Source organism: Desulfobacula sp. (genome assembly GCF_014237455.1).
Classification (GTDB): Bacteria; Desulfobacterota; Desulfobacteria; order Desulfobacterales; family Desulfobacteraceae; genus Desulfobacula.
Window position 1 is genome coordinate 1 of the sequence record NZ_JABZFL010000081.1, and the last position, 22,549, is coordinate 22,549.

Annotated in this window: 16 protein-coding genes and 2 pseudogenes; 9 read left to right on the plus strand and 9 right to left on the minus strand. The window is 44.7% G+C overall.

The window, feature by feature from the left end; genetic code table 11:
• Positions 1 to 162: pseudogene (locus HGJ91_RS11950) on the plus strand (transposase); the annotation flags it as partial.
• A gap of 249 nt (positions 163 to 411) precedes the next feature.
• On the opposite strand, the gene HGJ91_RS11955 reads toward HGJ91_RS11950, so the two are convergent.
• Genes HGJ91_RS11955 through HGJ91_RS11995 form a run of 9 tightly spaced genes read right to left on the minus strand, consistent with a single transcriptional unit; the run spans position 412 to position 12,757 of the window.
• Positions 412 to 1,359 carry a TIM barrel protein gene (locus HGJ91_RS11955; protein WP_291347993.1) on the minus strand — a complete coding sequence of 316 codons (948 nt, stop codon included), beginning with the start codon at positions 1,357 to 1,359 and terminating at the stop codon, positions 412 to 414.
• 21 nt (positions 1,360 to 1,380) lie between these two features.
• On the minus strand, positions 1,381 to 4,209 hold the full coding sequence (locus HGJ91_RS11960) for a DUF1638 domain-containing protein (RefSeq protein ID WP_291347994.1): 2,829 nt from the start codon (positions 4,207 to 4,209) through the stop codon (positions 1,381 to 1,383).
• Positions 4,206 to 5,411, minus strand: a complete 1,206-nt coding sequence (locus HGJ91_RS11965; protein WP_291347995.1) for an FAD-binding oxidoreductase — start codon at positions 5,409 to 5,411, stop codon at positions 4,206 to 4,208. The genes HGJ91_RS11960 and HGJ91_RS11965 overlap by 4 nt, the downstream gene beginning before the upstream one ends.
• 25 nt (positions 5,412 to 5,436) lie before the next feature.
• Positions 5,437 to 7,320: an aldehyde ferredoxin oxidoreductase family protein gene (locus HGJ91_RS11970; RefSeq protein WP_291347996.1), complete on the minus strand. Its 1,884-nt coding sequence runs from the start codon at positions 7,318 to 7,320 to the stop codon at positions 5,437 to 5,439.
• Entirely contained in the window at positions 7,320 to 7,727 is a 408-nt protein-coding gene (locus HGJ91_RS11975; RefSeq protein ID WP_291347997.1) for a 4Fe-4S binding protein, read from the minus strand. The genes HGJ91_RS11970 and HGJ91_RS11975 overlap by 1 nt, the downstream gene beginning before the upstream one ends.
• Before the next feature lie 15 nt (positions 7,728 to 7,742).
• A complete protein-coding gene (locus HGJ91_RS11980) occupies positions 7,743 to 9,179 on the minus strand; it encodes a trimethylamine methyltransferase family protein (RefSeq protein WP_291347998.1) in 1,437 nt (478 codons plus the stop codon).
• A 60-nt stretch (positions 9,180 to 9,239) separates the two neighbouring features.
• Positions 9,240 to 10,424, minus strand: coding sequence for a mandelate racemase/muconate lactonizing enzyme family protein (locus tag HGJ91_RS11985; RefSeq protein ID WP_291347999.1), 1,185 nt, complete (start codon positions 10,422 to 10,424; stop codon positions 9,240 to 9,242).
• Between the two features lie 15 nt (positions 10,425 to 10,439).
• Positions 10,440 to 11,321, minus strand: coding sequence for a sugar phosphate isomerase/epimerase (locus tag HGJ91_RS11990; protein WP_291348000.1), 882 nt, complete (start codon positions 11,319 to 11,321; stop codon positions 10,440 to 10,442).
• A 17-nt stretch (positions 11,322 to 11,338) separates the two neighbouring features.
• A complete protein-coding gene (locus HGJ91_RS11995; protein WP_291348001.1) occupies positions 11,339 to 12,757 on the minus strand; it encodes a trimethylamine methyltransferase family protein in 1,419 nt (472 codons plus the stop codon).
• Between the two features lie 333 nt (positions 12,758 to 13,090).
• On the opposite strand from HGJ91_RS11995, the gene HGJ91_RS12000 reads away from it, so the two are divergent.
• From HGJ91_RS12000 to HGJ91_RS12035, 8 genes and pseudogenes are all read left to right on the plus strand, one after another.
• Positions 13,091 to 14,518, plus strand: a complete 1,428-nt coding sequence (locus tag HGJ91_RS12000; protein ID WP_291348002.1) for a sigma 54-interacting transcriptional regulator — start codon at positions 13,091 to 13,093, stop codon at positions 14,516 to 14,518.
• A gap of 286 nt (positions 14,519 to 14,804) precedes the next feature.
• Entirely contained in the window at positions 14,805 to 16,064 is a 1,260-nt protein-coding gene (locus HGJ91_RS12005) for an ABC transporter substrate-binding protein (RefSeq protein WP_291348003.1), read from the plus strand.
• Positions 16,065 to 16,146: 82 nt separating this feature from the next.
• Positions 16,147 to 16,860, plus strand: coding sequence for an ABC transporter ATP-binding protein (locus HGJ91_RS12010; RefSeq protein WP_291348004.1), 714 nt, complete (start codon positions 16,147 to 16,149; stop codon positions 16,858 to 16,860).
• Positions 16,861 to 16,919: 59 nt separating this feature from the next.
• Entirely contained in the window at positions 16,920 to 17,627 is a 708-nt protein-coding gene (locus HGJ91_RS12015; RefSeq protein WP_291348005.1) for an ABC transporter ATP-binding protein, read from the plus strand.
• Between the two features lie 24 nt (positions 17,628 to 17,651).
• Positions 17,652 to 18,680 carry a branched-chain amino acid ABC transporter permease gene (locus HGJ91_RS12020; RefSeq protein ID WP_291348006.1) on the plus strand — a complete coding sequence of 343 codons (1,029 nt, stop codon included), beginning with the start codon at positions 17,652 to 17,654 and terminating at the stop codon, positions 18,678 to 18,680.
• A 24-nt stretch (positions 18,681 to 18,704) separates the two neighbouring features.
• Positions 18,705 to 19,730, plus strand: a complete 1,026-nt coding sequence (locus tag HGJ91_RS12025; protein WP_291348007.1) for a branched-chain amino acid ABC transporter permease — start codon at positions 18,705 to 18,707, stop codon at positions 19,728 to 19,730.
• A gap of 33 nt (positions 19,731 to 19,763) precedes the next feature.
• Positions 19,764 to 22,181: an FAD-dependent oxidoreductase gene (locus HGJ91_RS12030; RefSeq protein ID WP_291348008.1), complete on the plus strand. Its 2,418-nt coding sequence runs from the start codon at positions 19,764 to 19,766 to the stop codon at positions 22,179 to 22,181.
• A 26-nt stretch (positions 22,182 to 22,207) separates the two neighbouring features.
• A pseudogene (locus HGJ91_RS12035) lies at positions 22,208 to 22,549 on the plus strand (electron transfer flavoprotein subunit beta/FixA family protein); the annotation flags it as partial.

Genomic DNA, 22,549 nt, shown 5'->3' on the forward strand with positions numbered 1-22,549 from the left:
GTCACAAACCAGGGTAAAGTTCGGTTCATGGTATATGATAACAAGATGAATTCTCAAACTTTGATCAAATTCATGGGACGGTTGATTAAAGACTCTAAGAAAAAAGTATTTTTAATTCTGGATAATCTAAAAGTCCATCATAGCCATTTGGTGATGAAATATTTCAAACACCCAAAGATTGCTTATGCTAATCAAGAGGCGGTTATTTAATTGCCGGATTAATATCAATAAAGGGATATTATGATATCAATACATGGATTTAGTATAAACAGTGCCCATTATGCTCGGATGGGTGAGCAGGAATGCAAGAAAATTCACATGGCAACCCTGGAAATTCTTGAGGACCGGTGTTGATGTCCATGATGAATCTTCATAATGTTTTCACCCGTCAGGTAGGATAACGCCGGTGCATTAAAATGGATCTGTTTTTTCAATATCCTGCCTCTCTTTGCCTATGTTAAGCACTGCCCGGCAAAAATGAATACTTTTTTTAATGGTTTCAATCTCAAGGCGTAAAGCAGTATCCCTGTCTTCCAGACTTATCCCCATCTCAGTTTCAATATTGATCCGGTTGGCAGGGGATTTACTTTTAATAAGCTCATATGCTTTTTTCATGTCAATATCTCCATCACCTACAGCCACCCCTTTGACTCTGAAACCATCCCGGCAGAATTCAACACGATCATCCCTGAAATGATTTGTAAATGCAACAGGTGCGAGATTTTCAATTGCCTTCATGGGATCTTCGGCAATATGCCAGGCATTCATTGTATCAATACAGGCCCCGACAAACGGATGATTTACCTCTTTGAGCACCCAGAGAATTTCTTCTGAAAAACTGTCACAATGATTTTCAAGGGCCAAGCGAATGCCATGGCTTTCTGCCATGGGGGCGGCTGATTTCAACCGTTTTATCGTTTCCTTCAGATAAGGCATGACCTCTGGATGAAACCGGCTGCCTGCCCTTGGACGGGGCCGCGGTAGATCCATACTGACCTTTACCACGTCTGCGCCTATATTCCGGGCTGTGTTCAGACCATCTTTTAAATCATGCTGAATGCCGATACCAAAATGCCCCAGATCAAGGGACATATTATACTCAAGATAAAGGTTCTTCTCTTTTGCTGATGCACCAACTTCACTGAGAAAAGAGGAATCCAGACTTTCCAGAACACCGTCATCCAGATGAAACCCGTCCAGTCCCAGTTTGATGCCCAGATCGAAAAGTTGAAACGTACTCAGCTGTCTTTCCCAGGGCAGTTCAAACCCTGCCCACGCCTGCCCGATGCCATGCAGATATAAACTGTAGGTATGCAGTCCCAGCAGCATATGATCATTTTCCGTTTTATTCGGACGCATAAAATTAAAAACTCTCCTTTATTATAATATCGCTTCTGTTTTCAAAGAATGTTTTTTTAATACAATGTCAGGACGCCCGGTCAGGCTGCCATAAAGGGTTCTTCCTATAAAAATGGGGTCCCCGCCGGCAGTGGCCGGGATATTGTCTTTGGTTTCAAGCGTAACTTTTTGGCTGCTGGTTCCTGCCGCTGAAGCCCTTTCCCTGACAATTCCGATCAGTTTTTCCCTGGCAAAAAGATCTGCATCATTAAAATCTTTAAACTGATGAGTTCCGGCAACCCCTTCCACGATAAACCCTCCCTGATCCCCGGGTATTATCCTTAATTGCTTTTTTATAACCACATGACTGGTAATGGCGCCAATGGCATTGGCCACATCTGCATTTTCCGGCAGGATAGCTTGGGCACTCAAAGGTTTTACGGCCTTGGGAAGAAAATATTTAATGGGCGCGCCAATACCGATGACCGGCCGTTTAAGGTTTATGGAGACTTCATAATTGGGATTTCCTTTGGCCAACAGATTTTGAATCAGAACTTTACATACCGGGCAGGTGTGCAGGGCTTCAGGATCTACCTCATCATCCAACTGGCGTTTTAAAAGTTCAAGGGTTAACAGATTAACTCCCATATCCAAGAGATGTCGGGTCAATTCGGGCATTTGTTTTTTAGTCAGAAAACAAAACATTTCACAGTATTCCTCGGCCATGTGCCGGTCCCATCTATTGAATTTTCCTGTAATATGCAGCAGATCTGTCAATGTAAGCCCGCATCGCTGGATAATAAAATTTTCTTCAAGGCGCTTTAGGGAAAGACTGCTGTCAGAGAGGACATTGATTTTTAGGACCAGTTCATCAATAGAATGGGGTCTTGTTTTCAGCAGAGAAATAATTTTTTTCTCCAGAGGAGTCAGTTCAAGTTGTTTTGTGGAACCTGTTACAGCAAGAATCTGCATTTTTCTGGTGGAGGCGGTATGATGCTGCAAATTCTGATTTAAAAATTTCAAAGCGTCTTTGGTCCCTGGATCCATCTGTCCCAGCCATGCAATGGGGGCCACTCTTTTGGGACCGATGAGAAATTCGCCTTTTTCAAATTGGATCAGGCTGTCCCCGCCAAGGCCTGCTGTTCGAATTTCAAGAGCATTTACATGAGTTCTGTGTCCCCCGACGTTTGATCCTTGTTCGTTCAGAGTTACCAGACCATCTGCCAGGGCAGCCGTATCAGTTGTTGTTCCGCCCATGTCCACGACCAGCGCATCTTTAATTCCGGTCAGATGTTTTGCGCCTGATACACTGGCAGCCGGCCCGGAAAGAATGGTTTCAACCGGCCGTTGTTTGGCCATGGCTGAACTCATTAAAGTACCATCCCCTTTTACCACCACGATGGGGGCATGGATGCCACGGGCTGCCATGACGTTTTCAAGATCCAGCAAAAGACTTGCCAATCTTGGAATAATCCTTGCGTTGAGCATGGCGGTGATGGCCCGGGTCTGAAAATTTAAGGCGTCAGACAATTCATGGCCGCAGGTCACAAAACAGCCGGTTTGCTGATGGATAATTTCCTTAACCTGAATTTCATGCTCAGGATTAATAGAGCCGGCATAACCGGATACGGCAAAGGCTGTCACCCCATGGCTCTCAACCATTTGTAAAGCTTTCTGTCTTACTTCATCCGGATCAATCGCAATGATTTGCCTGCCCGTGATTTCAAGCTGTCCTTTAATAACGGATTTAGGATGGTGGGGTATATTTTTATCAATACCAAGACCATACGGCGGCATGAGAATTATCCCAACCTTCTGACCTTCATTCTCTACAATGGCATTGGTTGCAAGGGTTGTGGACAGAGAAACCAGCTCAATCTCGCGCAGTTTTTCCTGATCCAGCTTTTTTAAAGCAGAGTTGATTCCTATGGTGAAATCCCACTTTGTGGTCAAAGATTTAGCTTTACAGAGAGTTTCGTTTTTTTCAAGGTCATAAATTACCGCATCAGTGTAAGTCCCACCGGCATCAATACCCAATCCGGTTTTTATATAAGAATCAATGTGATTTTTCTGATCCTCAATTTCTATCCTGGAAGAGGTATCATTCATCTTTATTTTAAGATCCAGGATGGGATTGGCAGACAGCGTGGATTGTATGGCATCAAACCCTATCACGTGTTCGGGTGGTACAAAGAGGATTTCAGATGTTGAATGGCTGGCTGTGATCATTTTTTCGATCAAGCCCTGGCCTCCTTTTATTTTATGATACTTCCAGTTGTATTCACTGGCCATCTCCTGGGCGAATTTTTCATACCTGGGAGATGTTTTTGCACCGGTTTCGATAAAAGCCGCCCTTTGATAGTTTTTCTGCCATGAATTAAGAAAGTCAAAGGTCTGTTGAGCAGCATTTTTGCCATGTTTTTCAACAAGATCATCAAATTTTAGTTTTTTTTCACCAAAATATACCCATTGCTTTCTCTGGGACATGGGCTCGGTTTTTTCTTCACACCATCCTGCTGAAAGATAATATGTCCCGGGAAACTTTTTAAATTCATTTTTGTAGGCCTGATCTCCCCCTAAAAAGAGAGCAACGCAGTCATGCACCTTGGGGATGGCCAAAGGAACATTCCGTGATTGAACCCCAATAGTCCCTTTGCCGCAGATGCCGTATCCAATGATAATATGGTCACATAAGCCACTTGCCGAGATGTCGTCAATGGCAGCTTGAAGTTTTTCCTTGAGCAGTTTGGGGTTGTTGTGAAGCCCTGCTTCCAGAAATTTATAGTTTATATCAAGCCCTATTTTCTGAGCGCTGTGCTTCATATCAATGGCCAGAACGGCGCAGGCGATTGCATATGTCTTTTTTTTCATTTTAAAAAGGTGTCTCCTTTTTCAAAATCACCTTCACTGAAACGATTGTATCGCAACGGATTATTTTTATTGTCCATTTTACCCATAACAATATCCGCTACTCTTTTACCGGCGGCCGGAGACATCATGACACCGCACCAATACCCGCAGTTCAGATGGAATCCCTTGATTTCTTCACAGGGCCCGATCACGGGTTTGTCATCCGGGGTGTAGACATACATGCCTGCTGATACATCAATGTCATCAGCTTTTAAGTCATCGGCAATGGATTCAAAAAACGGGTTCAGGCGGGATGTCCGGTGGATGGATTCAGCGGCAAAATCCCAGTCTGTGGGCAGCTCATCAGCGGGCGGGCTTTCCGGCTCATCCGGGTCTACCCATGCGCAGAGCACGCCGCCTGCTTCCTGCCGCCAATAGCTGTGGTTCTTTAGGTCCACTGTAAAAGGTGCGTCCATGGGCACCAGGGGATGGCTAGTTCGGATATAGGCTTTTTGCCGTCTGACCGTTGTCAGCAGCATATCAAGCCCGGCCATTTTCCCAATAATACCGGCATAGGGGCCTGCACAGTTGATGACAAGCCGTGTGCTGATAAGCCCTTTGTCTGTCTCCACAGCAGAAATTCCCTGGCTGTCTTTCTGGATACCGGTGACCATTGTTTTCATGAAAAAGTCTGCATCTTTCGCGCCTTTTGCAAAGCCATAGGTGGTTTCATGGGTGGACAGCCATCCATCCCTGTTGTTAAATGAGGCTGCAAGTGCTCCGGGAGCAAGAAAGGGAAAGCGGTCATGAAGATCATCTCCTGTGATCAGTTCAGATCCGGGTATCCCAAGGGTCTGATAGGTCTGAATGGCTTTTTCAAGCTCCGGCACCTGGGTTTCATCATCGGTCACAAACAGATAGCCTTTCTGCCTGAGATGAATATCAATATCAGATAATTCTACCACGTCCTGGAAATTTTCAAACATTTCCACACTGGGAAGGGCAATATCAGCCATGGATTTTTCAGTGAACTGGGTACGAAAACACTCTGCACTGGCCGCAGTGGTAAGGCTTGAAAGACCATCCCGCTTTTCAACCAGGATGACCTTCATACCGGTTCTGGATAACCAGAAAGCCGTTGCAGCTCCAACGATGCCGCCGCCTATGACAACCGCATCTGCTGTTTTTGTGTTAAACGTCAGGGGAATGGTTATTTTACTCATATTTAAGTTTCCTTTATTATCATCATTAAATCATATGCTTCAGTCCGACACGGTCAAGTGTTTTTTTTGTCGGGATGCCATTTTTATCCCATCCCCGTGCGCCATAATAAGCGTCTAAGAGTTCGTCCAGCTCCTTAAGGCTGATACAATGTCCTTTATTGGGTCCGCTTGGGGTTGGTTCCTCATAAAACCGCACAGGCGGATAGTCCAGGTTACGGCCAAAATCCTTTATTTCTCTTGCCGATATCATTCGTGTCAGGTTCCATATTTTTTCAGATATCTTGAGCAGATCATCCCAGGTCATTTTTTTCCCTGTGATCACGGTATAGAGTTCAGCATAATTTTCAACTTCAAAGCCCAGCTCCATCATCTGGAGCCGGCAGCATCCTAAAAGGTCAAAGGCCGGGCGCGTATGCTGGGAATCTATGACAAATTTTGCTGAATCCTTACCTGAAACTATGGCTTTGGGTCTTTTGTCACTACCAGCCCCGGCAGAGATCAGATCATGCACATTGGTGGCAGACCCGACCACATCATGACCCAAAACCCATGCGCGGTTATGGTGCGCCCCTATATCTGCCGTCATATAGGCCAGCATCATGGAAGGTGCATTGCGGCATTCATATCCGGTCCATTCCAGACCCTTGACATGAATGGCAAATTTTTCAGACCCGTTCCCGATGTTTTCAGAAGCAATTTTAACCCCCTGTGCCAGCAGATCACCTAGATCATTCTGTCTTAAGCTCATCAGGTTCAAAAGATATACAATGGACTCAAGATCACTGAATTCAACTTTTTTTCCGATATCATCTGCTGAAATTATTCCCTTTTCAAAACATTCAATGGCAAAGGCTGCAACAGAAGCCCCGGATATGGTATCAATACCAAGTTCATCACACAAAAAATTCGCATAGGCAACCTCCTCTATGGTTTTAAGCATGCAGCTGCCTCCAAAAAGGGAGATAGTCTCAAATTCAGGGCCTTCCATGTAGGCTGAGCCCAAAGCTGTTTTGGTGTGACCGTATTTACCGCAGGGCGTGGGACAGCAATAACATCCCTTGTCTGTAATTTTAAGCCGTTCTATGATTTTTTTACCATTAATCATGTGGCCGTGGTCTATATGGGAGGTTTGAAAATTCTTTGCGGGAAAGGCCCCGATCTCATTGACCCAGTCAGTAATACCGGCGGTCCCTTCCGGTGTCCACCCTTTGAACCCCGGCTTTTGAGATACCTTTTCAAACGCGTCTTTTCCTTTAGCATAGGCTTTTTCAACATCGTTTACCGGGATACTGCCCGTGCCTCTGACAGCAATGGCCTTGATATTCTTAGATCCCAGGACAGCACCGATACCGGTTCGTCCAGCCTGGCGCCCGAAATCGTGGGAAATGCAGGCAAATTTTACCAGGTTTTCCCCGGCGGGCCCGATGGTCAGGATCTGAAATTCTTCTCCCAGATCTTTTTTCATCATCTCTTCACAGGTAAGCGAGCCCTTGCCCCAATAGGCCTTGGCAGATCTGATTTCAATGGTATCATCTTCGATAAAAAGATAGCTTGGGGTTTTTGTTTTTCCAATGATGACTGCCATATCATACCCGGCATATTTTAAGGCCGGTCCAAAATGGCCTCCCATGTTTGAATCTGCATATCCGCCGGTGGCCGGGGATTTTGACCCAAAGTGGGTTTTGCCGCTGGCCGGAAGAAAATGGCCGGACAAGGGACCTGTGGCAATAATAAAAAGATTGTCCTTATCAAAAGGGTCTGTATCCGGTGGTAATTCTTCGTACAGGGTTTTTGCAACAAAGCCCCTGCCGCCAATGAACTCATCACACATTTTTTCAGACAGCGGCTCTTTTAAAATTTCTTCTTTACTCAGATCAATCCGTAAAATTTTTCCTGCATATCCATCCATTATTGACCCCCCGCTACATTTTCTTCTTCAGATATCATAATTGCCTGCCTGGGGCAGACCGTTGCACATTCTCCGCAAAGAATACATTTGGCCGGCATGTCATTTTCGCTTTGAATCATCATGACGGATTGGGGGCATGCCTCCACACATTCACGGCAGGCAATGCATTCCTCCTCGTTGATCCGGTAGACTCCATTTTCAAGTTCAATGGCCTCCACCGGGCAGACTTCGGCGCATATACCACATTGATCACAAAAATGGATTTGATAGTGTCCTGGTGCCGGAAACAGCCCTTCAATTCTCAGCAGTGCCCTGGCGGGTGTGATCTGTTTGAAATTTACTATGCTACAGGCCAGTTTGCAGATACCGCAGCCCGAGCAATTTTCATGGTTGAATATTAAATTCATTTTAATTTTATCCTTCTATTTCCAGGAGGCCTGCATTCTATCAAGTTCTTTGATTATTTCCTTTGGAAGCTGTCTTGGTTTATGCTCCATTTTTTTCAGAGTTAGGGCCTGTAACCGCTCTTCAAGTTTTTTTGAACCCGACTCTTCCCATTTGTTGTAAATACTTCGATCAAAAAGGTCTGAGTATTTTATCTGCCTGAAATGATCCATGGTATGGTTCTCCATGAGATAGTGGCCACCCGGCCCCACCTTGTCAATGACATCAATGGCAAGGGTTTCCTGTGTAACCGGGATGCCTTTCATAAAATGATGGACCGAATCCACAATATCATGTGTCAGTACCATAAATTCAGGCGAGACCAGACTGCCATGATCCATCCAGCTTGAGCAGTCATGGATCAGGCCAGACCCGACAGCTGCAGATGTAAGGCATTGAAATGCCACTTCTGCTCCTGCCTGGGCATCACAGAATTTCGCATCGGTGGCACCGGCAGTCCCAAAAAAGGGCAATTGATAATATTGTGCCATTTGTGCCATGGCGCCTGTCATCAGGCTGAGTTCAGTAGCACCATATGAAAAAATCGTTGTTTTCATATCCATTATGGTTGTGAAGGCCCCATATATAAAAGGTGCTCCCGGATTAATAAGCTGATGGAGGACCAGTCCGCTTAAGGATTCTGCACTTCCCTGCACAATGGTGCCGGCAAAGGTAGCCGGAGCTGATCCGCAGGCCTGGGGTGCGGGAAAATTGATCAGAGGAATATTGTTTTCAGCACAGAAAATTACTTTATCCACAGCAGGATCATAATAAAGCAAAGGAGAAATGGGTTCAGAATAATGGACAAGACACGGGGCTTTGTCAAAATTCTCTTTGCCGCCACACAGCAGCAGTCCCATTTCATAAATATCCTTGGTACTGTTAGTGTCCTTGCAACAGAAAACAAGCGGTTTGTCGCAGTATTGCATTGTGTTTCTCACCACCACACGATCAGCAATATCAGGCGGTACATCATCTGCCATGCCAATAATCATGCACCAGTCAAAATGATCAAGACCATCGCACAAGGCGGCTGTTGCCTTAATATGATCACTGGTAAATCTGACTCTTTCATGGGTTTTAGGGTCCATGTAATCAATGCAGTCAAGACTGGGACCAAAATAAGAGTTGTCCTTTTCAAGAAAAACTGTCCGTTCCCCTTTTTGGTTGCCAAGGACTATTCGATGAGGTGCTTTGGCAATGGCATCTTCCACCATCCATGAAGGGATTCTGACCCTGTTATTCTGGATTTTTGCCCCAGCCCCGTCAAGTATTTCAAGTCCCCTGGGATGGGTCATCTTAACGCCTGTCCGTTCCAGGACCTCCAATGTTGCCGCATGAATCTGGTTCATCTGCACATCGTTAATAACGCGTAGGCTTGGTTTAAAATTGAGATCTTCTGTGGCTATCCCCATTGTTTCCTCCAGTATTTGCTATGGTTAATATGGCTGTTTGATGTTTTTTAAGTATTAATATTAATTTCGAGGAAGTCTGCATAACCTTCCCGGGGTGTCAGGATTAAAAAAATGATCCATGGGACCGTCATCAACAAACCTTTGATGACACCGTTTTAATCCTTGGGCAGATAGAGTTACGCCGAGACCAGGACCTTCTGGAACCGAAATAACATTATTGATCTGCCTGAACGGACCTTGTTCGATCACATCATCAACCTGCCAGCGAAACAGGGACTGGCTGGGCTCGTGAATCCATTCGGTGGCAGCCACTACATGAAGATATGCTGCTGTACAGATACCTGCATCTCCGCTGTAACACCAGAAGCCCACGCCCATGGCTTCACAGGCACCGATAAACCGAATCGCTCTTCTGATTCCACCCAGTACTGCAAAATTGGTCACAATATTATCCGGCACCCCCAGTGCTACCGCCCTTGTGATATCAGGGATATGGGTTGAAAAGGGAATGGAATTATTTTTTCTCAGCTGAGCCATCTGTTCAAAGGTTGAAACCGGATCTTCGTAATTTCGAATATTATACGGTTCTATCTCCCTTAAAATGTGTTTTGCCGTTGATAGAGACCAGGACATATTTGAGTCCAGCCGGATCATGTCTGTATCACCAAGACTTTCCCTCAACATTTTTACCGTGGCAATCTCAAGATGAGGATCTCCCAGGCTTAACTTTCCCTCAAACATTGTCGAACCGTGTTCCTCACGCATTTTCAGACAATAGTCATCAACCTGTTCCGGTGTGGTTTCACCCCCGACACCATTTTTTTCTACTCGAAAACCAAAATATTCTGTAAAAGGAATCTCTTTTCTGACCGCACCGCCTAAAAGTTTATACAACGGCTGGTTCCAGGCTTTTCCCCGGATATCCCACAGGGCAATCTCAATACCCCCAAATGCCTTGACCACTGAAGCATCATCCGTATTTTGAACAACAACCCATTCCGGTACACATTTCATCTCACACCCAATAATGTCCAGAGGATCATGACCGATTAACCGGGGCCCTATATCTTTGTTAATGACATGAGCACAATCCCATGAAGGTGCTTCGCCAAGGCCAATGATACCTTCATCCGTCTCTATTTCAATAATGACTTTGGAGGTTCCCGGATATAGCCCCACAGACCAGTAAAAGGGTACTTCCAACGGGATATTAACCGGGGTTGCTCTAATCGCGGTAATCTTCATTGTTCAGGCCTCCTGTTATTTTTGAATATTTAAAACATCGCGACAGTATCGGATACTTTTTACGACTGCCTCGTATTCTTTTTTTCTTGCCGTTTCAGGGTCATCATTTCCTGCATCCCATTCAACTTCGATGTTGATGCGGTTCATGGATGAAGTTTCCTTGAAAATTTTAAGTGCTTTTTTTAGATCAATATCCCCGTCGCCACAGGCCACACCGGTAAATTTGCACCCGAATTGATCCCGCTCGATTCTGTGGTCACAAAAATGGTTTGTAAAGGACTTTGGCGCGAGGGTCTCAATGGCTGTCATGGGATCTTCCAAGACCATCACAGAGTTGACCGTATCCACACAGGCACCTACAAAGGGGTGGCTGACGTCATCAATCAGCCACAATATCTCACTGGCAAAAGATTCAGTATGATTCTCAAAAGCCAGCCTGACACCGTTGTCTTCTGCCAGGGGAGCGGCTTTTTTAGTGAGCTTTGCAATATGGGTGAGCTGCTCCATAATGTCCGGGTGATGACGGCTTGCGCACAAAGGGCGGGGGCGGCGCAGGTCCAGACTGACTTTTCCAATATCAGATCCAAGGGTATGGGCAATTTTGATGCCCTCTTCCAAGGTATGGGTCAGTCTGGGATCAAATTCTTCATCCAGGGAAAAATTGTATTCAAGATAAAGGCCATGATTTATAGCCTCCTCCCTGATTTTAATAAGCTGGGCGCTGTCCGTGGATTCACAGTCAACCGCTGTAATGTGAAGACCGTCAAGACCGTTGTCAACCGCCCAGTCCATGAGTTTAAAAATATTCATCACCCTTGGCCAGGAGAGCTTGTGCCCTCCCCAGTTCTGCCCCATACCGTGCAGGTGAAAGCTATAGGTGTGCAGTCCCAATAACATGTTTGCCTCCTTTCTATTTAGGCGTTCCGAATAGAATTAATATATGCATCAAGACCTTTGCGGGCCGCTTCGTCCATGTCAGGCTTTTTATAGTTTTCGAGAATTTCTTTGTATCTGGCATTGGCCCGTTGCTCCATGGTGAGACTGCCTTTGTTCTCCCAACTGGTAAAATTATCCCGTTCCTCTATGACCGGGGAATAGAGTTCTTGTTTAAAATGTTTGAACGTATGCATATGGGTTAAGTACTCGCCTCCAGGACCCACTTCTTTTATAGCATTCACAGCCAGCTTTTCAGCTGTAATTTCTTCACCGCGTTTAATTCGTTTGCACATCCCGCATATTTCAGTGTCAATGATGAATTTTTCATAGGATGCCGTAATATACCCTTCCAGGATACCGGCAGAGTGAAGCACGAAGTTAATACCACTCAGGGTGGCCATCATCATGCTCATCATGGATTCATATGCTGCCTGTGAATCAACGGTTTTTGCATCTGTCAATGCACCACCCCCTCGAACCGGGAGATTATAAAATCGTCCCATCTGGGCTGTGGCCGCTGTGTTGACTGCCATTTCCGGTGCCCCAATACTCAAGGTGCCGTACCGCATGGCCGCAGCTGAAGACGAGCCGGCAAACACGACCGGAGTGCCTTCCCGGACAAGCTGGGCCAGGGTGATGCCGGCAAGGATTTCAGCATTCTGGACCACCAGGGTTCCTTCCATGGTGACCGGGGCTGTGGCGCCGGCAATGGCAAGAGAGGAGATGAGCTGAGGCATCCCTGCTTTTGCATACTCCATTATGCCGCCGCACATTTTGTCGTCAAATCCCAATGGTGTCAGTGATGTTAAAATACTGATAAACGGAGGCTTCTCTGCCATTTCTTCGCGGCTTCCAAACACCATGGACGCCATTTCAATTGTTTCTAGCGCATCTTCGGCACTGGTTCCAGCTCCCATAAAGGGTTTATCAGAATGAATCATGGCTGAATAAATTCTTTCTGTATTCCGGTTAGCAACGGGGATATCGTTAGGTTCTGTCATCATGCCGCCGGTGATATCAATATAGGGACTTTCATATGCCAGCTTTGCAAAATTGCTGAAGTCTTCAAGCGTTCCTTGTCTTCGGCCTTTATCCATGTCATTGACAAACGGCGCACCATAACAGGGCATAAAGGCGATATGATCGCCTCCGATCACGACATTTTTTTCTGGATTTCTGGCATAAAGGGCAAATTGAGATGGGGCTTTTTTGATCTGTTCCTCAATCAGTTTTTTAGGAAAGAAGACCCTCTGCCCATCGATTTTACAGCCTGCCTTTGCAAAAAGATCCCTTGCAGGTTTATACGTGAACACAAGGCCGGTCGTTTCCAATACCAAAAGAGTGGCTTCATGAATCTGCTCTAGTTGGTTTGTTGAAAAATATTTAAAAAAATCCATGAAATCCTTCCTTTTGTTTTTTTGTTGTTATTGGGTAAAATATTAATTATTTACATAAAATTTGCATGATCCATGCCATCTGCTTTTCAGGAAATGATTGGTTAGTTAAATTTTCTTTTATTTTAGAGGGTTAATCGTATAGTTTTATCATTTTTAAATGAAGGCACGACTGAATTAAACTGAAAAAATAAAAATTTTTTTATTTTTCTTGCATTCCTGTTTAAAAACAGGCATTTACTAGGAATCTTTAAGTGTAAAAAAGATAAAAAACTATAAAAATTTTTTTATTTAGAGTCCGAGCCGGAAAATCGGACAAAGCAGCCGGAGAATAAGATGGATAACCTAAAGGTCACCCATAAACTTAATTTTGAGGATATTGATATTTACAGGGTTTTATCGGCCATGCATGAAGGCGTGGTCATCTCGGATGCCAAAGGTACCGTCAGGTTTTTTAATGAAACCCAGGCAAAGATTGATGATGTTGATCCAAAAGATGCGATAGGCAAAAAAATTACAGATATTTACCAGCTTACCAATGACACCAGCCCTACAATGAAATGCCTGAAAAGTGGCAAACCAATACTGCATGAAGCACTGATGTACCGGACACGCTCGGGCAAGATAGCCAATATTATCAATCATGCCTATCCCTTATATAAATCCGGAAAGTTGATTGGCGCCATTAATTTTTCAAAAGATTATCAGCTTTTGGAAGAAATAATTGTTCAAAACCAGAATTCCCCTCAAAAAAAGAAAACCAAAAATAGCGCACGGTTTCATTTTTCCGATATCATCGGATCAGACCCGGATACACGCAATGCAGTACGGGTTGCCAAAATGTCGTCAGACTCGCCATCCTCTATAATGATTTATGGAGAGACCGGAACCGGAAAAGAGTTGTTTGCCCAGTCGATTCACAATCACAGTTCAAGAAAAAAGAAACCCTTTATTCCTGTAAACTGTGCGGCAATTCCGGAAAATCTTTTGGAAGGGATCCTGTTTGGAACTTCAAAAGGGGCTTTTACCGGCGCTATCAATAAAAGCGGTCTTTTTGAGCAGGCCAATGGAGGGACCATTCTTTTAGATGAGCTGGATTCCATGCCGCTGACACTCCAGGCCAAGCTTTTACGTGTTATTCAGGAAAGAAAGGTCAGAAAGCTGGGGTCTTTAAAAGAAATTGACCTGGATGTGAAAATACTCAGTTCAGTGGGGCAGGCGCCGTTGGAGATTATCCAGAAGGGAGCAGTACGGATGGACCTGTTTTACAGAATGGGTGTGGTTTTCATTATGCTGCCACCGTTAAGGGAAAGGAAAAACGAATTAAAAGAGTTGACCCGGTATTTTATTGCAAAATATAATCAAGCCCTGAATGTACAGGTGTCAACTGTTTCCAAAAACGTATCTGACTGGTTCAGCAACTATCACTGGCCCGGAAATGTCCGGGAACTTCAACATATTATTGAAGCCTCAATGAATATGGTGGCCGGTGGCAGAATCATAAGGCAGAAGCATCTGCCGCCCCATATTTTTCCCTTTGCAAAAAACCAGATACCTGAAATTGTAAAACAAGATCAGTATAAGATAGCTTCAAACCTGGTTGAGAACCAGGCTGCAAGAGAAAAACAGATGATCTGTAATGCCCTGAAAAAAAATCTTGGTAATGCTGCAAAAGCGGCAAGAAGCCTTGGAATTTCGCCTCAATCCTTTCATTATAAGCTTAAAAAGTATCAGATCAGGCGGCAGGATTATTTTATTCGATAAATAGCTCCTACCGAAAACCGTAAAAAAATTTACAGTAAGTTGTAAAAATTTTTTAATATATTTTTAATATTATTTTAAAATATATATGAAATATTATTTTTGTATAGTTGAATAATTTTTTAAAAAAAGACTGTTTTATCGCTGTTTCACTTTATTGGACAGATTAAAATTTCGATTTATTACAAAAATCATCTTCATGACTGGTATACTAAGTGCATTCATTAAAGATTGTTTAAAATTGTTTGTGTAGATTGCTTCATCATTATTAATTTAGGAGGGAAAATTTATGGGTACAAAAAAGATTCAACAAATTATTACGATTGTTATTGCCTTGCTTTTCATCGTAGGAGGCCAATGCTTTGCCGCCGGCAAAACACTGAAAGTCGGTGTGTTAGGGCCTTTCACCGGTCCTTCAGCCCAAACGGGTAAAGAGTTTAAAGCGTCAGTAGAAATGGCACTGGATACCATTGATTCTATAGTAGGTGATTACAAAATTGAAGTGGTCTGGGTGGATTCACAGTCAGATCCGGCCAAAGCATCCGGTGCCTATGCAGAAGCAGTTGAAGGTAAAGGCATCCAGGCCGGCGTCTTGAACTGGCATTCTTCTGTTGCGATTGCCGTCATGGATGTCGCAGCTCAATATAAGGTGCCCCATATGTTTGGTTTTGGTGCCTCTGAGGTGGTGAATGAAAAATGGCAGGCAGATCCTGAAAAATATTCCTATTGGGGCGGCAAAGGCTGGCCCGTACCTGCAAAACTTGAAAAAAATTATATTGTTGCGTTAAACAAAGCCATTGAAGCCGGAACATTCAAACCCAAAAAGAAACTGGCTGCCATTTACGGCGAGGATACAGACTGGGGAAGAAGTGCTGGCGGTTCTTATAAAAAAGCCCTTCTGGACAGTGGATGGAAGATTCATTCAGAAGAATATTTTCCAGCCACCCAGACTGATTTTTATCCTCTTTTAAGCAAATACAAAAAAGCCGGTGTTGCCGTTGTTGCAGGGACTTCTACCTCTCCTTCGGCCATTACCGCGTTTGTAAAACAAAGCGTGGAAGTAGGACTTAAAAGCGTGATTGTCGCCTCGGGTCTTGGCTGGATCGGTGACTGGTACAAAATGACAGGACCTGCCTCTAATTATGTGCTTGACAGTATTCCCCAGCTGACTACAAAAGAAGCACAGCAGTGGGCAAAGGATATCAAGGCAAAATACGGGTTTAATCCCAGCCCGTCTGCCGGCGGACTTTCCTATGACGGTATCCGGATGTTTATCAAAATTCTTCAGAGAACCAATGAACTTCATGGAAAACTTGATAAGGAAACCATTCATAAAACTATGGTGGAGGAAGTCAACACCGGCAAACTCACCTATGGTAAAAAAGACGGCGCCATCATCATGAACGAATACAAATACACCGCAGACACCATGCCGGATATGGTGGTTGCACCGGATGCCTATTTTTTCCCTATTCTTCAGTATCAGAAGGGAAAAGGCTACATGATTTTTCCAGATGTCTGGAAAGAAAAAGATTTCCAACAAAAATAGCCTGACATAAATGAAGATAGAGGATACGCAATGTTATCCTCTATTTTTTAATCTTTAAATTTAAAAAGAATCAGAGGCTAAGATGATTGTATTGGAAACCAGTAATTTAACCAAAAAATTTGGTGGATTAACAGCAGTAAATGACGTCTCCATGACATTGAATCAGGGAGATGTTATGGGTTTGATCGGTCCCAACGGGGCTGGTAAAACAACATTTATAAACGCCATTTCAGGTTTAAATCCCCCGACTTCCGGAAGCGTAAAAATGTTTGGGGACGATACCACCCGTTTAACGCCTGAAAAGATGTGCCGCCTGGGCCTTTCCCGTACATTCCAGATCCCCAGCCCTTTTCCGAAGATGACAGCCATTGAGACGGTTATGACCGCCACTATATTTGGCAATGAGTCCGGGAAAGTGAAGGATCCCGTTGACCATTCCAGGGAAATGCTTGATTTTGTGGAATTCCCAATGGCGGAAACGGTTGTAGCAGAACAGCTCAACACGGTACAGCTTAAACGCCTGGATTTAGCCCGTGCTCTCGCCAGCAATCCCAGGCTTTTGTTCATGGATGAACTGGCTTCGGGTTTAAGTGAGGGAGAGCTCAATGATATCATGAGAATCATCAACAAGATCAGCAAAAAAGGCATTTCTATTCTCATGATCGAACATATCATGCAGCTGATCATGGCAGTGTGCAACCGGCTTTTATGTATTCAGTTCGGAACAAAAATCGCTGAAGGGTTGACACAGGAAGTGGCTAATGATCCCAAGGTTACCAAAGCCTATCTTGGATAGCCCAAATGACGATTAATTTAGATAATGATTAATTTTAAGTAAGAATCAATGGAGATGTTATGCTGTTAGAAGTGAAGAATCTTGATGCAGGATATGGATATCTGCAGATATTGCGCTCCGTCTCATTGAATATAGATAAAGGTGAATATGTCTGTATCGTAGGACCCAATGGCGCTGGGAAAAGTACAACTATGAAAACCATTGCAGGGCTGATATCTCCCATGGGAGGCGGTATTATTTTTAACGGAGAGGATATTACAGGACTTTCTGCTTCTCAGATTACAAAAAAGGGGATTTCCTTTGTTTCTGAGGAAATGAATTTGTTTGTAAATATGTCGGTCCGGGAAAATCTTTACATGGGTGCCTATATTATCAAAGATAAAAAAATTCAGAATGAACGCCTTGACTTTGTGTTCAGCCTGTTTCCCCGCCTGGCCGAGAGAAAGGATCAGCTGGCCGGGACCATGAGTGGCGGTGAACGCAAAATGCTGGCCATCGGCCGGGGTATGATGTCTGATCCCAAGTTGCTCCTGGTGGACGAACCCTCATTTGGACTGGCACCGCAGTTGGTGGCAAATGTGTTTGAATCTCTGGATGTGCTTAAGGATCAGGGAGTCACCATCATGCTGGTGGAACAAAATGTCACCAAGACACTGGCCGTCACCGATCGAGGGTATATTCTTGAAAATGGTAAAATCGGTCTTCAAGGCGCAAGCTGCGACCTGGCGGATGATCCCCATGTCAGAAAAGTATTTCTTGGCGTTTAATCCGAACTTTGGAGAAATAAATTGATGTCAAATAACATAGTTTCCAAATTTTTAAACTGGATGAAATCAGCAGCAGGATTTTCTATCACGGCAACGATCGTGATTGCCGTGCTTGCCTCCATTGCTTCCGGTCCCTACCTGCTTGTAAATACTATTGTCACCGGTGGTATGCTGGCTTTGGTCGCCACAGGCCTCACCTTGATGCTGGGGGTACTCAATATTGCCATGTTTGCCCATGGTGAATTTTTCATGATCGGTTCTTTGACAGCCTATTATGTATTTACTCCTATCAGTAATTATATCGGTGAAAACCCGGAGTCATTCATAGCCGTGATCGGTCCCTTGATTGCCATGGCCGGTGCTGCGATTGTGGGTGCAATCAGCGGTATTGTCGCGGAAAAACTGGTGTTTGGCCCCTTGCGAAAGCGATCTACAGACAATTGGGTTATGAACTCCTTTTTACTCACTGTAGGTTTAAGTATGCTATTGATTAATCTGCATCAACTTATATTCGGAGCAGACTTTAAGGGTATTGTCGGATACTGGACGGGTATGCCCGTTTCCATTGCAGATGTGTTCATATCCAGGGACAGAGCCATGGCCTTCGTGATTGCAGTCATAGTCGTGTCGCTTTTTTGGTTTTTTATGACCTATACCCGGACGGGAATGGCGATTCGTGCGGTATCTCAGGATATCACAGGCGCCCAGATTGTGGGCATAGATATTGAAAAAATTGTTCTCTTAACCATTTCTCTGGCCTGTGCGCTTTCGGCAGTGGCAGGCGGCAGCCTTTTATTCATGTACCCTTCATACCCCACGGTAGGGCTTGAGCCTTTATATCTGGCATGGTTTGTGGTTATTCTTTCAGGCCTTGGAAATATTCTGGGAGCTGTAGCCGGTGCATTTATGGTGGCTTTGCTGAAGGTCATCACAGTTGAATATATCGGTGCAGGATGGGATTTTGTTGTTCCGTCAGCCTTGATTATGTTGATTCTGATTTTTAAACCCAGCGGGATATTTGGTTCTGATGTTCGTGGTGCACTAGACAAATAGGGAATTGGATAAATAGGAGATTTTATGGATAATACAATAACAAGTCAACAAATGAATCCATTTGACAAATTGCTTGATAAATTATGTCTGACACCGGTAGGATTATTGGGGCTGGTCTTATTATTTGCCCTTCCTTATATCCCGCCTTTCAATCAGGAGTATATGCTTCGATGGCTGATTTACTGTGGCTTTATTGCCGCTATGAGTGTGGGATTTGATTTGACTGCCGGATATATCAGTATTGTCAATTTCGGATATGCGGCAGTATCTGGTTTTGGTGGTTATACCTCGGCACTTTTAGTCATCAACATGGGGCTGTCTCCCTGGCTGGCCATGGCGGCGGGTGGCATTACCGCAGGTTTTATGGGACTGATTATTGGAATGATCTCTTTGCGCCTCAGGGGAATTTTCGCAGCATGTCTTTCCTGGTTTTTCGGTCTGGCTATTATGGGGCTTGCCACTAAGATGGTCTGGTTGACCCGGGGACCTTTGGGACTTCGCACACCCCGCCTTTTTGAGACCGATTCAAATGCACCGTTTTATTTTTTGATGGTTATACTATTGTTTTTAATATACCTGGCATGTAAATTGATTGTACGCTCCAAAATGGGGCTGGCATTCCAGGCCATCGGCCAGAACATGGATGCCGCCAGGGCCTCAGGGATTAATCCGGTTTATTACAGGGTTTTTAATTTTACCGTGTCCTGCGCTATAGCCGGGATTCTTGGCGGATTTTATGCCCATTTTTACGGTATACTGACTCCGGATGTCATGCATACATCTAAAACGGTTGAAGTCCTTGCTGTGGCCTATATAGGTGGAAGAGGAAGTTTATGGGGAGGCGCTGTCATTGCATTTCCCTTTATATTTATTATGGAAATTGTCCGGTCCACCCTGTCAAACCTGCCGGGATTGAACCTGGTTATTTACTCTCTGGTATTGATCCTGGTAATGATCTATTACCCCGGGGGATTTTCGTATTTTTATGATACCCATATCAGAAAACCTAAAAACAAGGTACTGCGATATTTTTTAAACGGCAGGAAATAAAAGAAGACGGATTAAAAAGGAGATTTATAAATAATGAAAACCAATGCACGAGCAGTCATTATCGGTGGTGGCGCAATCGGTGTCAGTATTGCTTATCACCTGGCAAAATATGGATGGAAAGATGTTGTGCTGATTGAAAAACACGAATTGACTTCGGGATCTACCTGGATGGCGGCAGGAAATGTATCTTTTTATCATCCAAGTTACTATTGCACCCAGATCAATATGAAGAGTATTGAGATCTTCAAACAGCTGGAACAGGAAACCGGTCAATCCACCGGTTGGCATACAACAGGCTCTATTAAAACCGCAGACAATCCCGGCCGCATGGATGAACTGGGATATTATTATTCCATGAACCGATGTCTTGGCCTGGATGTCAGTTTTGTGACACCAGAGGAGATGGGTAAACTTCATCCGTTGATGAATACGGATGGCCTTTTAGGCGGGCTTTACTGGCCGGATGACGGAGATGTGGACCCGGCCTCCATGACCCAGGCTATGGCAAAAGGAGCAAGAAAATACGGAGCTGAGCTCAACCTTCACACTCTGGTCACCGGTATTGAGCAGAAAAAATCCGATGAATGGGTCGTCAAAACCGACAAAGGAGACATTACCTGTGAAGTTGTGATCAATGCAGCAGGGCTCTGGGCACCGGAGATTTCGAAAATGGTTGGGCTTGAAATTCCTTCCATTGCCATTGCACACACCCATATCCTGTATGAAAAAATCAATGCGGTTGAAGATAGAGATACCATGCTGCCCCTGGTGCGGGATCCTGATAAATCCGTTTACTTGAGACAGGAGATGGACAGCCTGATTTTAGGCATGTATGAGGCAAACGGACAGCAGTGGAAAAAGAACGGGGTGCCATGGGATTATGCCCAGGAAGAACTGAACCCGGATATTGATAATATTGCAGACTGTATTGAGGCGGGGATGGAAAGATTCCCCATTCTCGGAGATACCGGATTTAAACATGTGACAGCCGGTCCCATTACCTATACGCCAAATGGTGATCCCCTGGTGGGTCCTGCCGCACCTTTGAAAAACTTTTTCCAGGCCTGCGGGTACAGTTTCGGTATTACCCAGGCCGGAGGCATCGGGCACTACCTTGCCGGATGGATCATGAACGGTGAACCTGAAATTGATCTGTGGCATGTAGATTCCAGACGATTCGGTTCCCATGCCAACTGGGCATATAACCATGAAAAAATTGCAGATATTTATCCAAGACTCTATTCTACTTTCTTTCCCAACGAGTTCAGAGATGCGGCAAGGCCCAACAGGACTAGCCCGATTTACGAATACCAGAAAGCGGCTAATGCTGTATTTGGAGACTACTATGGGTGGGAATGCCCAAATTACTTCCCCCCCAAGGGCAAAGACTCCTATGAAACCCCTTCCTGGAGACGGTCCAATGCATTCGAGCATGTAGGTGCTGAATGCCGGCACGCTATGAACAAGGTGGGGATCATCGATCTTACCCGTTTTGCCAAAACAAAAATTTCAGGTCCGGGTGCCAAAGCATGGCTTAATAACATGACTTGCCAGAGAGTGCCGGAAAAAGACGGTACCATCGCCTTAAGCCCCATGCTGGATATCAATGGAAATTTCAAATCAGACATGACCATTACACGGGTCCATGAAGAGGAATTTTTCTGTGTGACAGCAAGTGTCGGGAAAAAACATGATCAGCACTGGATGATTGTCAACCTTCCTTCCGACGGGTCCGTCCAAATGGATGATCTCACCTATAAAACGGGGTGTCTGGTTCTTGTAGGGCCCGAAAGCCGCAAGGTATTGGAAAAGATCGTTTATGGGGACGTGTCCAACGAGGCATTTAAATTTTCCACCAGCCGGGAAATTTATGTGGGCCGAACAAAATGCCGCATTAACCGTATGAATTATGTTGGGGAACTGGGGTTTGAGATTTTTCATCCCATTGAACAGCAGATTGCAGTTTATAATGCTTTGATGGAAGCAGGGGCCGATGTTGATATCCGTCTCATCGGTATGCATGCCATGGATTCCATGCGCCTTGAAAAAGGATACCTGGCCTGGAAGAGTGAAATGAATGTTCACCATACTCCCCTTGAGACCAATGTGGCCTGGACTGTAAAACTGGATAAGGAATTTATCGGTAAACAAGGCATTCTCAAACAGAAGGAGCAAGGCATTCCTTTGAAACTGGTCTGCTTAGTTGTTGAAGCAACAGATTCCGATCCCTGGGGATACAACCCGATTTTTAAAGACGGAGACCGCATCGGCATGACATCATCAGGCGGTTACGGTCACAGGGTTGAAAAAAGCATTGCCATGGGCTATGTAACACCTGAGTTTGCAAAGGCCGGAACAAAAATGGATGTGGAAATTTTAGGGCGGATGCGCAGTGCACAAGTTGTCACAATGCCGGTCTATGATCCGAAGAATGAGAGAATGAAGCGTTAGGAGCCAATAAATAAGGAAGTGGAAGAATGAAAATTTGTGTATGCATAAAACATGTACCCGATACTGCCGCAAGTATAAAGCTTGCTGGAGACAACGGGTTTGAAGATTCAGAAATTAAGTTTGTACCCAACCCATATGATGAGTACGGACTTGAAGAAGCGGTCAGCCTGGTTGAAAAACAGGGCGGTGAAGTGGTGATTGTGACCGTGGGCAAAGCTGCTGCTGCAACAACCATCAGGAGTGCCCTGGCCATGGGAGCACACAGGGCCATCCTGGTAAAAACCGACAGCCAGTTTCTGGACGCAAGTTTAACTGCCCTGGCTTTGAAAGCGGCCATGGACCAGGACGGACTGCCGGACATGATTTTT

What these genes read in the sequence shown, in the direction of transcription:
- HGJ91_RS11955 (WP_291347993.1), bottom strand. Translation starts at nt 1,359, where the DNA reads ATGCGTCCGAATAAAACGGAAAATGATCATATGCTGCTGGGACTGCAT.
- HGJ91_RS12015 (WP_291348005.1), top strand. Translation starts at nt 16,920, where the DNA reads ATGCTGTTAGAAGTGAAGAATCTTGATGCAGGATATGGATATCTGCAG.
- HGJ91_RS12020 (WP_291348006.1), top strand. Translation starts at nt 17,652, where the DNA reads ATGTCAAATAACATAGTTTCCAAATTTTTAAACTGGATGAAATCAGCA.
- HGJ91_RS12030 (WP_291348008.1), top strand. Translation starts at nt 19,764, where the DNA reads ATGAAAACCAATGCACGAGCAGTCATTATCGGTGGTGGCGCAATCGGT.
- HGJ91_RS11975 (WP_291347997.1), bottom strand. Translation starts at nt 7,727, where the DNA reads ATGAATTTAATATTCAACCATGAAAATTGCTCGGGCTGCGGTATCTGC.
- HGJ91_RS11985 (WP_291347999.1), bottom strand. Translation starts at nt 10,424, where the DNA reads ATGAAGATTACCGCGATTAGAGCAACCCCGGTTAATATCCCGTTGGAA.
- HGJ91_RS11995 (WP_291348001.1), bottom strand. Translation starts at nt 12,757, where the DNA reads ATGGATTTTTTTAAATATTTTTCAACAAACCAACTAGAGCAGATTCAT.
- HGJ91_RS12010 (WP_291348004.1), top strand. Translation starts at nt 16,147, where the DNA reads ATGATTGTATTGGAAACCAGTAATTTAACCAAAAAATTTGGTGGATTA.
- HGJ91_RS11965 (WP_291347995.1), bottom strand. Translation starts at nt 5,411, where the DNA reads ATGAGTAAAATAACCATTCCCCTGACGTTTAACACAAAAACAGCAGAT.
- HGJ91_RS12005 (WP_291348003.1), top strand. Translation starts at nt 14,805, where the DNA reads ATGGGTACAAAAAAGATTCAACAAATTATTACGATTGTTATTGCCTTG.
- HGJ91_RS11980 (WP_291347998.1), bottom strand. Translation starts at nt 9,179, where the DNA reads ATGGGGATAGCCACAGAAGATCTCAATTTTAAACCAAGCCTACGCGTT.
- HGJ91_RS12025 (WP_291348007.1), top strand. Translation starts at nt 18,705, where the DNA reads ATGGATAATACAATAACAAGTCAACAAATGAATCCATTTGACAAATTG.
- HGJ91_RS12000 (WP_291348002.1), top strand. Translation starts at nt 13,091, where the DNA reads ATGGATAACCTAAAGGTCACCCATAAACTTAATTTTGAGGATATTGAT.
- HGJ91_RS11960 (WP_291347994.1), bottom strand. Translation starts at nt 4,209, where the DNA reads ATGAAAAAAAAGACATATGCAATCGCCTGCGCCGTTCTGGCCATTGAT.
- HGJ91_RS11990 (WP_291348000.1), bottom strand. Translation starts at nt 11,321, where the DNA reads ATGTTATTGGGACTGCACACCTATAGCTTTCACCTGCACGGTATGGGG.
- HGJ91_RS11970 (WP_291347996.1), bottom strand. Translation starts at nt 7,320, where the DNA reads ATGGATGGATATGCAGGAAAAATTTTACGGATTGATCTGAGTAAAGAA.